Genomic DNA, 12640 nt, shown 5'->3' on the forward strand with positions numbered 1-12640 from the left:
CTTCCTCTAGCGTTTTTGGAAATGCCGTTAGAGTGATTTGGAGAGCCCATGCTGAAGGCCATTTCCGGCATATTCCTGAGTATGGTGGCAATTGCCGGATGTTCCGGCGGCGACACGACCCCGTCGGCCGTTCCGACGGGGACGCGGCTGCCCGGCCCGCAGGCGTCCGCCGACACGGCCAGGCTCCGCGACGCCCTGCTGCCGGTGCCCAAGGGCATGCACGTCGCGTACGGCCCCGAGCTGGGCGCGTTCGGCTCGCTCAAGGCCACCCAGCTGGGTCTGGAGGCGATGCGCCAGGCGAAGCTGCAGCGGCCCGAGTGCGCGGGGGCGGCCCAGCTCGACGCCGCCAAGCCCGACGTCGCCCAGGCGCCGGCGGCGGTGATCTCCTTCGCCGCCGACCGTGGCTCCATCACGCAGGCCGTCGTGTCGCTGCCCTCCGCGGCCTTCCCCGCGCCGCTGCCGCAGCAGTGCGCCTCGTACACCGCGGAGGTCGAAGGCACGAAGGTGGCCTACAGGACGCGCACGCTGGCCATGCCGGCCAGGGGGGACCAGTCGCGGGCGTACCTCACCACAGCGGCGGGCGGCAAGAAGAACGCGCAGATCGGGTCCGTCATGATCAGGCGGGGGACGTTGGTCATGAGCATGCTCGTGGTCGGGCAGCGGGTGAAGCCGCAGGGGCTGTTCGAGCTGGCCCGCCTCGCCGACCAGAACCTCGCCCAGGTCACCCACTGACCCCGGCCCGTTCGGGGCGGGGTTGGGCCGTCAGATGAGGACGTGGTCGTCGGGGCGGCCCACGAAGGAGAACTGCGCGTTGCGGGTCAGCTTGATGTGGTCCGCCTGCCAGGTGTGCATCGAGGTGTCCGCACTGCGCCAGTAGACGAAGTTGAACCGGTCCGCCGAGTAGATCTTGACGGAGTCCTCCTTCAGCCGCCGCACCAGATGGGTGTCCTCGCCGCGGGTGATGTCGGCGAAGCCGTACGAGCGGAACATGTCGGCCTTGCCGAGGAACGTGCCGCCCTGGACCAGGAACGAGTAGCGGTGCTCCAGCCCGGGCAGCCGCAGCATCGTGGTGTTGCGGCCCTCGAAGTACGCGTAGTGCGCCCCCTTGCCGACCAGCTCCGCGTCCGAGTAGTCGAACGCGCGTACCAGGTCCGACAGGTAATGGTCGCCGTACAGGTTGTCGTCGTCCATCTTCGCGATCAGGTCGCCCTCGGCGGCGGCGATGCCCATGTTCATGCACGCGCCGAGCGACTGCGACGCGTCGGCGGGCAGGACCACGACGTCCGTGATCCCCGCCATGCGGGCCTTGTCGGCGACCACCACCGGGTCGATGTCCAGCCCGTGCAGCACCATGACGAGCTGGAGCGGCCGGTGGATCTGGCGGGCCACCGAGGAGATGGCGTGCTCGATCTGGGAGGCGCGGTTGGTGGGCAGGACGACCGAGATCGAGCGCGACCGGGGCGTCGCCCGGTGCCCGAGGTTCTGCAGGATCTGGTCCACCCGGTGCGAGAACAGGTGCTTGTCGAAGACCTCGCGCATCGCCAGGTGGCCCATCCTGGCCCGCAGCTCGGGGCTGTTGATCAGGTGCAGCACCTGGTTGTACGACTCGACCGGCTCCCGCGCGATGGGGATGAGGTCGCCGAAGGTCTCCTCGACGGCCCGCGACCACCCCGACACGACCGGCGTGGCGCAGGCGGACAGCTCGAAGACCCGGCGGGCGCACATGGTCGGCGAGTCGAGCACCGAGTTGACGTTGAGGAAGACCTTGTACATCCGGTACGCGGCCAGCATCTGGTCGTACGGGAGCTCGCCCACGATGTGCGGCCGGTACTTCTCCGGCCAGGCGTACTTCTCGTCCACCTCGCCGTTGCGCGCGAAGATGTGCAGACCGAGCTCCCTGACGGGGTCGAGCACGGTCTCCATCTGCTCGCGCCGCTCGGGATGCTTGTCGCGGAAGTACATCCCGGCGAAGACCACGTCGTGCAGGCGGCCCTGCCGCTGCTGGATCGGGTTGTGCACGCGGGGCTGGGCCGCGAACTGCAGCACATCAACCCGATCGTGTCCCAAAATCTCCCGATATTTCGGCAGCATGTCACCGTCGCAGGTGAACACGTAGTCGAACAGCTTGGCCGTGTCGATGAAGAAGTCGAAGTTCGGCGGGTCCTCCTTGTTCCAGAAGACCGTCGGGATGCCCTCCTGCCTGCACCAGGCCACCAGGTCGCGCAGCGGCTCCTTGGGCGCGTTGGTGCCGGTCATCTGGTAGCGCCAGCGCCCCTGGTTCCCGTGCCACGCCGACTCGCAGAACAGCAGGTCGGGCCGCTTCTCGGCGAAGATCTCCGGCCAGTCCTTGAGCCCGAACTCGATCTGGTCCCACTCGTACTTGAAGGCCATCCTGGAGAAGTCGTCCAGGATCACCGCGACCTTCAGGTCCGGCCTGTTGACCGGCCCCTTCGGCCACTTCACCGCCGGCACCTCGACCAGCGGCGGCCGGTGGTTGGCCGTCTCGATCGCCTCGGTGACCGGGGTGGGCGGCTTGGGCGCCTTCTCCTTCGACCGGACCGCCTGGACGATCTTCCCCGGGCTCTTCGAGCCCAGGGCCTCGCCCAGCTTGAACGTCCGCTTCGCCTGCGTGGCCTCCAGCTTCCAGGTCGCGTACGCGGCCTTCGCCTCGGCGATCTCCAGCCGCCTCCGGAGCTCCCTGACCTCGGCCTCGAACCGCTCGACGAGCTTGCGCTCCTCGGGCAGCCAGTTGACGGGGCCGAGCCGCTGGTACGTGGGCTCTTCGGGGGTTTCGGCCATGGTGATACGCCTATCGCTTAGCGGAGGTTTGTCATGTTACGGCGGATACGGCCGCTATTCGGGGCGTTTGGCCTGAGAGGCAGGGGCGAGGTTGTCGCCCTTCAGCCAGGCGGAGATCACCTTCGCGACCCGCGGCCCGGCCTGGCCGTCCCAGAGCACCGGCAGCTCGCCGGCCGGCGTGGCGGCGCCGTCCGCCAGCGCCTTCTCCGCGGCGGCAGGCAGGAGAGCGGGCGTGACCAGCCGGTTCGTGCCGTGCGTGATGGTGATCGGCCGCTCGGTGTTGGGGCGCAGGGTCAGGCAGGGGACGCCCAGCACGGTCGTCTCCTCCTGAACGCCGCCGGAGTCCGTGACGACCAGGGCGGCGCCGCGTACGAGTGAGAGAAAGTCCACATAGCCCAGCGGGTCGACCACCTTGATCGTCTCGCTGTCGACCAGACCCGCGGCGGCCAGGCGCGCCTTGCCTCGCGGGTGGATCGGCACCACGACCGGGATCTGCCGCGAGACCTCCAGCACGGCGTCGACCAGCTCCTTGGCGGCCTCCGGAGTGTCCACGTTCGCGGGCCTGTGCAGGGTCGCGACGGCATAACGGGCCGGTATGCCCAGCCGCTCGACCACGGGGGCCGGGTCCAGCGACGGCAGCGCCGCGTACAGGCTGTCGATCATGGGGTTGCCCACCAGGTGCACCTTGGACGCGGGCACGCCCTCGTTCGCCAGGTAGGACAGCGCCTCGGGCGAGGTGGCGAAGAGCAGGTCGGCCAGCGCGTCGGTGACGACCCGGTTGACCTCCTCCGGCATGCCCCGGTCGAACGAGCGCAGCCCCGCCTCCACGTGCGCGGTCCTGACGCCCAGCTTGGCGCAGACCAGGATCGCGGCCAGCGTCGAGTTCACGTCGCCGTAGACCACGACCAGGTCGGGGTCCTGCTCCTGGACGACCTCCTCCAGGCCGACGAGCAGCGCCGCGGTCTGCTTGGCGTGCGTGCCCGAGCCGACCCCCAGGTTCGCCACGGGCTCAGGCAGTCCGAGATCGGCGAAGAAGACGTCCGACATCAGCGCGTCATAGTGCTGACCAGTGTGGATGATGCCCTGCCGCACGCCGAGTTCACCGAGTGCCCGCACCACCGGGGCCGCTTTCACGAAATTGGGACGAGCACCCAATACGTGCAGGACCAGGGGGTTCTCCCTCATTGACCTCGCCTTTCATAGCGGAAGGGGAAAAACGTTGCCTATGGTACGGTCACGGCGTGGCATCCGACGCCAGTCGTCAAGACTCCTCAAAGGTTTCCGCGAAGTCCGCCCGTGCCGGCGTCGGTGGACTTCTCAAAGGCTTCGTTCAGCACCCGATCATCGTCTCCCGCGTCGTCGTGACGAAGGTCAAATCCGACCCGGTCCGCGTGGCACAGGCCGCGGCCGACGCGCTTCCGCCCCGGCTGCGCCCCGTCGTGGGCAGCGTGGCCTGGCCGGCCGCGCGGCGGGCCAGGCGCGTGGTGCGCAAGTTCGGCATGCGCGTGGTCAAGGGTCCGTGGAACGAGGCCAAGGAGCTGTGGAACGCCGGCCGGGTGAGCGAGGCCGCCGCGGTGCTCGAAGCCCACACCAAGTACCCGTTCGTCAAGCGCAGGGCGGCCTACTACCGGGGTGAGCTGGCCGCGATCAGCCCCGACCCCATCCCGCCCGGGCCCAAGGTGGCCATCACGGAGCGCGTCAAGGGGCGGGTGCTGCACCTGGTCACGAACGCGCTGCCGTACACGCAGGCCGGGTACACCGTCCGCACCCACCGCATCGTCACCTCGCAGCAGGCCGCCGGGCTCGACCCGCACGTGGCCTCGAGCTGGGGCTGGCCGATGTTCCAGGGGCACGCGGACGCGTCGCCGTTCGAGGAGATCGACGGCATCCCCTACTACCGGCTGCTGCCGGACGGGCACGGCGAGATGCCGTTCGAGATGCGCGGGCGCATGGTCAAGGGCGCCGACGCCGTCACGAAGCTAGTCGAACAGCTCAGGCCGCAGGTCCTGCACGCCGCCACCGACCATCGCAACGGCTCCGTGGCGCACGCCGTGCGCGACAGGACGGGCACGCCGTTCGTCTACGAGGTACGCGGCTTCCTGGAGGAGACCTGGGCCTCCCGCGACCCGATCCGCGTGGGCAGCGAGCGGCACGTGCTCCAGCGCGAGCGCGAGGCGTTCCTCATGCGCGCGGCCGACGCCGTGGTCACGCTGGCCGAGACCATGGCCACGGAGATCGTCGAGCGTGGGGTGCCCCGGGAGCGGATCCACCTGGCGCCCAACGCCGTGGACGACTCGCTGCTGACCGCGCACTACGACGGGGCGTCGTTCAGGGACGCGTACGGCATCGCGCCGAACGAGATCGTCGTCGGCTCCGTGTCCAGCATCGTGGCCTACGAGGGGTTCGCCACCCTGCTGCGGGCCGCCGCGCTGCTGCGTGACGACCGCACGCCCGTGCGGGTGCTCATCGTGGGCGACGGCGCCGAGCGCGACAACCTCCTGGAGCTGGTCGAGGAGCTGGGCCTCGAGGACGCCGTCCTGCCGGGCCGGGTCGGCCCCGATGAGGCGCTGCAGGCGCAGGACGCGATCGACATCTTCGCCTGCCCGCGCGAGGATCTTCGGGTATGCCGACTTGTTACGCCATTGAAACCCGTCGAGGCGATGGCGCTCGGCAAGCCGGTCGTGCTCAGCGATCTGCCCGCCCTGTCCGAGCTCGTCGGCTCCGACGGCGCCGGTCTCCTTGTGGCGCCGGGCGATCCGGCCGCGCTCGCCAAGGCCATCGCCGGGCTCCGGGAGGACCCCTCCCGGCGTGCCGAGATGGGTGAGGCAGGACGGGAGGAAGTGGCGGCGAAGCGGACTTGGAGCCGCGTTGCCGAGACTTACCGTGCTCTATACCGCTCTCTTACCGAATGATGACCTTCATGTTCGCTGTCACTTACGACGGGTTCGGTCGCATTAGGCGTGAGCTAGGTGGACTTGAGATAACCTTTGCGACCATGAAGTGTTGTTTCCGGCTCTCTAAGGCACTGCTGTGACAGAAATCGACTTGGCTGTCATCGGCCTCGGCTACGTCGGCATGCCCCTCGCCAAGGAGGCAGTCAACGCCGGCCTGCGGGTCGTCGGCGTGGACGTCGACCCCGCCAAGGTCGACGCGCTCAACGCCGGGCAGTCCTACATCGATGACCTGACCGACGCCGACCTCGAGCACATGCTGGCCAACGGGTTCAGCGCCACGCTCGACGAGACCGTGCTGGCCAGAAGCAACACGATCGTCATCTGCGTGCCGACCCCGCTGGACGAGGACCACCGCCCGGACCTGTCCGCCGTGGAGGGCGCCACCAGGACCGTCGCCCGCAACCTGAGCAAGGGCACGCTCGTCGTGCTCGAGTCCACCACCTGGCCCGGCACCACCGACGAGGTGGCCAGGCCGCTGCTGGAGACCTCGGGGCTCGTCGCGGGCGAGGACTTCCACCTCGCCTTCTCGCCTGAGCGCATCGACCCGGGCAACCCCAAGTTCGGGCTGCGGAACACGCCCAAGGTCGTGGGCGGCTACACGGCGACCTGCCGTGACCGCGCCACGGGGTTCTACGGGCAGTTCATCGAGCAGGTGGTGCCGGTCAGCGGCACCCGCGAGGCCGAGATGGCCAAGCTGCTCGAGAACACCTACCGGCACGTCAACATCGCGCTCGTCAACGAGATGGCGATCTTCTGCGACGAGCTCGGGATCGACCTGTGGGAGTCGATCGAGGCCGCGGCGACCAAGCCGTTCGGCTTCCAGAAGTTCCTGCCCGGTCCCGGTGTCGGCGGGCACTGCATTCCCGTCGACCCGTCGTACCTGTCGTACACGGTGCGCAAGCTCGGCTACCCGTTCAGGTTCGTGGAGCTGGCGCAGGAGATCAACGAGCGGATGCCGTCGTACGTGGTGGCCCGCGTCCAGCGTCTGCTCAACAGGCATAAGAAGGCCGTGAACGGCGCCAGAGTCGTTATGCTCGGCGTCACCTACAAACCGGACATCGCCGACGAGCGTGAGACCCCGGCGCTCCCTGTGGCGCGTGCGCTGCTGGAGCTGGGCGCCGAGCTGTCGTTCGCGGACCCGTACGTCAAGGAGTGGTCGGTAGACGGCACCGCGGTGCCGCGTGAGGAGGATCTGGCCGAGGCCGTGATCAACGCGGACGTGACGCTGCTCCTGCAGCAGCACGCCGCATTCGACCTCGACATGGTCGAGGCGAAGGCCAAGCTCGTGCTCGACACCCGCGGTGTGCTCACCGAGGGTGAACGCGTCGAGCGGCTGTAGCGACGGAGGGCTGCGCGCAGTGCACGTGCTCGTCATGACGGTGGTGCATAACCCCGAGGACGCTCGAATTCTGCACAGGCAGATTCGTGCCCTTGTGGATGCCGGTCATGAGGTCACGTATGCCGCCTCATTCACCGCGCACGGCGTCGTACCGCGACCGTGGGTAACCGGCGTGGACCTCCCTCGCGCCGCGCAGCGCAAGCGGATGGCGGCCGTGTGGGCCGCCCGGCGGCTGTTCAAGCGCATGCGCGACAAGGTCGACCTCGTCCTCATCCACGACCCCGAGCTGCTGTTCGCCGTCTGGGGCGTGCGCAACAGGCCGCCCGTGGTGTGGGACGTGCACGAGGACACGCCCGCCACGCTCTCGCTCAAGCCGTGGCTGCCCGCGCCGTTACGGCCTCCCGTGCGCTTCTTCGCCCGCATGCTGGAGGGCACCGCGGAGCGCCGCATGCACCTGCTGCTGGCCGAGACCGCATACGCGGGCCGGTTCAAGGACGCCCACCTGATCGTCCCCAACGAGACGTGGGTGCCCGACACCGTGACACCTCCGGGCGACGACCGGGTGGTCTACCTCGGCTGGCTGTCCAGGGCCCGGGGCGTGTACGAGGCCATCGAGGTGGCGCGGCTGCTGCAGCCGTACCGCGTGGCCGTGGAGCTGATCGGGTACGCCGACCCGCAGAGCCGTCCCCTGCTCAACCAGGCCGTCACCGAAGGCGTGCTGGAGTGGCGCGACTTCATGCCCAACGACGAGGCGCTCAAGCGGCTCGACGGGGCGCTGGCCGGGCTGTCGCTGCTGCACGACGAGCCCAACTACCGCCACTCGATGCCCACGAAGATCGTGGAGTACATGGCGCACGGCATCCCCGTCATCACGACCCCGTCGCCGCGCGCCGTCGAGCTGGTGGAGCGCTATGACAGCGGCGTCGTGGTGCCCTGGGAGGACCCCAAGGCCGTCGCCCAGGCGGTGCTGACCCTGCGCGACGACGTACGCGAGCGGCGGGCCCAGGGCGCGCGCGGCTACGCGGCCGCCCGCGCGAACCACCACTGGCCCAACTCGGCCAAGCGCTTCGTGGCCCAGCTGGAGTCCTGGGCCGGGGTCAAGCAGTAATCCATCGAGGGCGGTCTGAACGTGCGCTGGCTCTTCGTGGTCGCTGGCCTGGCCATCCTGGCCGTGGTCGCCACGGTGATCATCATTCTGCCGTCCTCTTCGGACAAGCCTCCGGTCGCGGCTTCGCAGAAGCCCAAGCCGTCGCACACCGTGCCGACGCCGAAGGTGACGAAGTTCACCGACCCCTGTGGAACGTTCGAGACCAAGGAGCGGGCCCCGTACGCCGTGACCGGCTACTGGATCATGCCCAAGTCGAACCCCTGCACCTGGCGCACCCAGCTGAAGGAGATCCACGACGTCGGCGGCGACACGGTCATCAGGATCGGCTACGGCCTGCAGTTCCGCACCGTCTCGGAGTCGGGCGAGATCCTGACCAGGGACGGGGAGGTCGACTCGCTCTACAAGGCGTGCCAGGAGGACGGGCTGACCTGCCACGACGCGGCCGAGCGCGACCTGCTCGCGGCCAACCCGGGCAACAGGGTCGGCCGCACGTACGTCTACCGCACGGACGAGTCGTTCGGCCCCAACCTGTTCCGCTGCCCCCAGATGGAGCACTCCGTCAAGGCGGGCAACCGGATCTACTACCGGCTCCTCACGCAGCCGGACGGCTCTGACGACGCCACGTGCGACTTCTCCGGCAAGGCCACCTCGTACGACATGATCCTGGTGGCCGGGTCGGACAAGGACAGCCTGAACGAGCTGCTCGACCTGGGCGATCAGTTCGGCATCCAGATCTATCCGGCGCTGCCGCTGGCGCCGCGCGACCCGAACATGCAGACCAGGGCGTACAAGAAGCACCTGGGCGCGCTGACCACGCTGACGCGGCGCATCGTGCAGGACTACGGCGCGCGCTTCGCCGACCGGACGTCGCTGGGGGGCGTCTACCAGCCGTTCGAGGTGCAGATGTCCGCCACCCTGGCCACGAACCCGACGCTGGAGGTCTACGCCGACCAGCACACGATCGTCGAGCAGGAGCTCGGGGGCAAGCCCATCCTGATCAGCCCCTACATGGACGCGCGCAAGCGGGTGCCCTTCGGCCAGACGCCCAGCCAGGTGGCCGAGGCGTTCAAGGCGCTGGCCAAGACGGGGGTCGGCATCATCGCGCCGCAGGACAGCCGGGGGACCGGCAAGGTGGGGCTGTTCTGGCCGGACCAGCGCGACGACGAGGTGGACGAGCGGCTGCGGTCGATGGTGGGGGAGTCGACGTACGGGACGGCGTACCACGGCTCCACGCGCGACTACTACCGCGAGATGTCGGTGGCCCGCGAGGAGATGGTCAACGCCGGCTACAAGGTGGACCTGTGGGCGAACGTGGAGGCGTTCGAGCCGTCGGGCAAGGAGCCGTGCGCCGCGCAGGGCACCCGGGGCAAGACGGACAAGAAGCGCCTGGACCAGGCCGTCACGATGGCGGGTCGGTATGTACAGAAAGTCGTCTCCTACATGTGGAGCGACTTCATGACATGTGGCAACCCCTCCCTCGAGAAGGAGGTCACCGCCGACTGGCGGCGCCCGATCGCGGTGGACGCCATCAGGCGGCCCCGTGACATCCAGGACGGGGTGGAGGTGCGCGGCTACAACCTCAAGGACGGCACCGTCACCATCACGTGGTCCGGGGGCACCAAGGACCTGGTGGTGTCCGCGGTGGGGTGGCTGGACGAGCAGCGGCTCGAGGACCTTCCCGAGGGGATGGTCACGGCCTGGGTGCCGTTCGACTGGACGCAGGTGCCCGCGGGCGAGTGGGTCAAGATCTCCGTGAAGGGGCCGACGGGTCAGGAGACGACGGAGCCGTTACACGTACGCGTCCTCACGTGACGGCTCGCGTACATGGGTGCCCAAAACTGCGTGTAACGTGCCGTGCATGGTCCCGAGCGTCCCGGTCAGCGTCGACCTGGTCGTGCTCACCGTCAGAAACCAGGCACTGAGCGCTCTGGTGTGGCGCCGTGACAACCCGCCGTTCCTCCGCCGCTGGTCCCTGCCGGGCGGCTTCATCCAGCTGGACGAGGACCTCCCCGCCGCCGCCCAGCGCATCCTCGCGGAGCGAGCCGGCCTCCCGGGCGCGCCGGTCCACCTGGAGCAGCTCCAGACGTACGGCTACCCGGACCGCGACCCCCGCCAGCGCGTCCTGAGCGTCGCCTACCTGGGCCTGGCTCCCGACCTCCCGGCCTCGGAGAAGGCCCACATGAGCTGGCAGCCGGTCGACTCACTCGCGGTCATGGCCTTCGACCACCGGCGCATCATGCAGGACGGCGTGGAGCGGGCCAGGGCCAAGCTGGAGTACACCCCGCTGGGGGCGGCCTTCTGCCCGCCGGCGTTCACGGTGGCGGACCTGCGGCGCGTCTACGAGATCGTCTGGGGTCGCCCGCTGGACCCGCGTAACTTCCACAGGAAGGTCACCAAGGCGGAGGGCTTCCTGGTGGAGACGGGCGGCACGACGACCCGTGACGGCGGCCGCCCGGCCAAGCTCTTCCGCCGCGGCCCCGCCGAGCTCCTCCACCCCCCGATGCTCCGCAGCCTCAAGGAGTGACTCGTTCAAGGGGCCTCGCCCGCGCACCTTCCCCACCCCGTCCAGGTGGCCGCGCTCGTGCGGTCCTCCGGCCGTCCGAGGGGCCGCGCCCGCGCACCTTCCTCTCCCCCTCCAAGGGACCTCAGCCCCGTACGGGCCGCGGGCCGCGCTGGAGGGTCAGGGGTTCAGGACGGCGGCCGTCATCGGGGTGTGCAGGGTCCAGCCGAGGGTCTCGTAGAGGGCCTGGCCCTCCGCCGTGGCCACCAGCACGCCCGTGCGCGCCCCCAGCGAGGCGGCCGTGGACGCCAGGGTCTGCATGACCACCGTGCCGAGCCCGCGGCGGCGGTGGTTGCCCGCCGTCTCCACCTGGTCCACGACGGCCGTGCGGCCCGCCAGCGCGAACTGCCCCCTGGCGGCGACCTCGCCCGCCGCCGTCAGCAGGCGGGCCGCCGTGACGCCGGCCCGGGTGGTGACGGCCAGCGTGTAGCCGGAGGGAACGAGGGGCGTCCTGCGGGTCAGTGACACCGTCATCATGAACTCCGGATCCTGCACCACCCACCGCTCCGGCAGGAGCGGGGCGACGGCGGAGGCGGTGGCGCAGAGCTTCAGCCACGTGCCCGGCGTGGTGATGGTCCTGGTCAGATGGTGGAGGATCCCAGGGGTCGGGGCGGTGACGATGTGGCGGGAGACGTGGCCGGGGAGGCCCACGTCCACCCGCAGGCCCCACGGCTCGACCACGGGACGAGGGGCGTTGCGGGAGATCACCCAGCCGTCCACCCAGGCCCGGACTGTGGCGGGATGGGCAGTTTTGAGAACCTCCGTCATGGAGCCCAGCTTATGGTCTGCCTCTGACAGACGACCGGGGCGTAGCAGGATAAAAAGGACACGGCGTGGCATCGCCGAGTCGTGACCCGCGCCAGGTAGGGTCCCCGTTGTGCGCGTTGAAATACATGGTCACCGGGGAGCTCGGGGCCTCTGGCCGGAGAACACCCTGCCGGGAATGAGCCGCACGATGGAGCTCGGCGTCCACGCGCTCGAGCTCGACGTCGCCCTCACCGCCGATCGCCGCCTCGTGCTCACGCACGATCTGACGGTCTCCGCCGTGACGAGCGCCGACCGGCGGCCGCTCAAGGCGGACGATCCGCTCTTCCCGTACGTCGGCAAGCCGATCAACGCTCTCACGCTGGCGCAGCTGCGCACGCTCGACGTGGGCGTACGGCTGCCGCGCCACCCCGACGACCCGTTCGCGCTGACCCAGGTCCCCATGCCGGAGACCAGGATGCCGACGCTCGGCGCCGTGCTGGGGCTGGTGAACGCCTACGAGGCGGAGGGCGTGCGACTGCACGTCGAGCTGAAGTCCGATCCCACCAGGCCGGAGCTGACGCCCGATCCCGAGCTCTTCACCGAGCTGGTCGTCGAGGAGCTCGACCGGCACGGCAGGCTCGGCAACGCGGCCGTCCTCAGCTTCGACTGGCGGATCCTCTCCCATGCCGCCCGGCTCGCCCCGGACACGCGGCGGTTCGCGCTGATCGAGCTGGACACCCTGCACTGGCACGACGACCTCGGCGACGACATACCGGCCGCTGCCCGCGACGCCGGGGCCACCACGCTCTCGCCCGAGCACATCATGGTGAACGAGGCGTTGATGGCCCAGGCGAACGCCGCCGGGCTCGACGTGGCGGTCTGGACCGTCAACGAGACGGCCTTGGCCGCGCGGATGCTGGACCTGGGGGTGGCCGGGATCGTCACCGACTACCCCGACCGGATGCGGGAGCTCTGGCGGGAGCGGGGGCTGGAGCTGCCCGAGCCCGTGGGCCCGCTCAAGCCGGTGGGGGTCTAGAGCCAACGCCGTTCAGTTAAGAGTTAGGGCTGTTCGTCAAAGCCGGTGAACAAAGCAGCGGAGCCGCTGTAGAAGAGGTGTGTCACTCCAAGACATC

10 protein-coding genes are annotated in these 12640 nt (G+C 69.5%); 7 read left to right on the plus strand and 3 right to left on the minus strand.

All coding sequences use genetic code 11. The features are described 5' to 3' along the window. The first annotated feature begins 81 nt into the window (after positions 1 to 81). Positions 82 to 732: a hypothetical protein gene (locus AB0J64_RS27705; protein ID WP_364032644.1), complete on the plus strand. Its 651-nt coding sequence runs from the start codon at positions 82 to 84 to the stop codon at positions 730 to 732. Between the two features lie 30 nt (positions 733 to 762). Here the strand turns inward: AB0J64_RS27705 and AB0J64_RS27710 are convergent, their stop codons facing one another. Both AB0J64_RS27710 and wecB read right to left on the minus strand, forming a co-directional pair. Beyond that, positions 763 to 2799 carry a glycosyltransferase gene (locus tag AB0J64_RS27710; protein ID WP_364032647.1) on the minus strand — a complete coding sequence of 679 codons (2037 nt, stop codon included), beginning with the start codon at positions 2797 to 2799 and terminating at the stop codon, positions 763 to 765. A gap of 54 nt (positions 2800 to 2853) precedes the next feature. Then, positions 2854 to 3984, minus strand: coding sequence for a UDP-N-acetylglucosamine 2-epimerase (non-hydrolyzing) (gene wecB / locus AB0J64_RS27715; protein ID WP_364032650.1), 1131 nt, complete (start codon positions 3982 to 3984; stop codon positions 2854 to 2856). A 176-nt stretch (positions 3985 to 4160) separates the two neighbouring features. On the opposite strand from wecB, the gene AB0J64_RS27720 reads away from it, so the two are divergent. The 5 genes from AB0J64_RS27720 (at position 4161) to AB0J64_RS27740 (ending at position 10724) form a co-directional block, all read left to right on the plus strand. Then, positions 4161 to 5711, plus strand: a complete 1551-nt coding sequence (locus AB0J64_RS27720; RefSeq protein ID WP_364032653.1) for a glycosyltransferase family 4 protein — start codon at positions 4161 to 4163, stop codon at positions 5709 to 5711. 118 nt (positions 5712 to 5829) lie between these two features. Further along, the gene (locus tag AB0J64_RS27725) at positions 5830 to 7092 is read left to right on the plus strand and encodes a nucleotide sugar dehydrogenase (protein ID WP_364032656.1); all 1263 of its coding nucleotides are present in this window, start codon (positions 5830 to 5832) and stop codon (positions 7090 to 7092) included. A 19-nt stretch (positions 7093 to 7111) separates the two neighbouring features. Continuing rightward, a complete protein-coding gene (locus tag AB0J64_RS27730; protein ID WP_364032659.1) occupies positions 7112 to 8200 on the plus strand; it encodes a glycosyltransferase in 1089 nt (362 codons plus the stop codon). 21 nt (positions 8201 to 8221) lie between these two features. Further along, the gene (locus AB0J64_RS27735; protein WP_364032662.1) at positions 8222 to 10012 is read left to right on the plus strand and encodes a DUF4434 domain-containing protein; all 1791 of its coding nucleotides are present in this window, start codon (positions 8222 to 8224) and stop codon (positions 10010 to 10012) included. A gap of 46 nt (positions 10013 to 10058) precedes the next feature. Beyond that, the gene (locus AB0J64_RS27740; protein WP_364032665.1) at positions 10059 to 10724 is read left to right on the plus strand and encodes an NUDIX domain-containing protein; all 666 of its coding nucleotides are present in this window, start codon (positions 10059 to 10061) and stop codon (positions 10722 to 10724) included. A gap of 156 nt (positions 10725 to 10880) precedes the next feature. Here AB0J64_RS27740 and AB0J64_RS27745 read toward each other — a convergent pair whose 3' ends face one another. Beyond that, positions 10881 to 11528, minus strand: coding sequence for a GNAT family N-acetyltransferase (locus AB0J64_RS27745; RefSeq protein ID WP_364032668.1), 648 nt, complete (start codon positions 11526 to 11528; stop codon positions 10881 to 10883). A gap of 109 nt (positions 11529 to 11637) precedes the next feature. Here AB0J64_RS27745 and AB0J64_RS27750 point away from each other — a divergent pair, with 109 nt between their 5' ends. Beyond that, positions 11638 to 12543, plus strand: a complete 906-nt coding sequence (locus AB0J64_RS27750) for a glycerophosphodiester phosphodiesterase family protein (protein ID WP_364032671.1) — start codon at positions 11638 to 11640, stop codon at positions 12541 to 12543. The last annotated feature ends 97 nt before the right edge of the window (positions 12544 to 12640 follow it).

It is taken from the genome of Nonomuraea sp. NPDC049695, from assembly GCF_040674955.1.
In the GTDB taxonomy this organism is placed as follows: Bacteria; Actinomycetota; Actinomycetes; order Streptosporangiales; family Streptosporangiaceae; genus Nonomuraea; species Nonomuraea helvata.

Excerpts from the sequence above, each read along its gene's own strand:
- wecB (WP_364032650.1), bottom strand. The coding sequence starts at position 3,984 with ATGAGGGAGAACCCCCTGGTCCTGCACGTATTGGGTGCTCGTCCCAAT.
- AB0J64_RS27740 (WP_364032665.1), top strand. The coding sequence starts at position 10,059 with ATGGTCCCGAGCGTCCCGGTCAGCGTCGACCTGGTCGTGCTCACCGTC.
- AB0J64_RS27710 (WP_364032647.1), bottom strand. The coding sequence starts at position 2,799 with ATGGCCGAAACCCCCGAAGAGCCCACGTACCAGCGGCTCGGCCCCGTC.
- AB0J64_RS27745 (WP_364032668.1), bottom strand. The coding sequence starts at position 11,528 with ATGACGGAGGTTCTCAAAACTGCCCATCCCGCCACAGTCCGGGCCTGG.
- AB0J64_RS27705 (WP_364032644.1), top strand. The coding sequence starts at position 82 with ATGGTGGCAATTGCCGGATGTTCCGGCGGCGACACGACCCCGTCGGCC.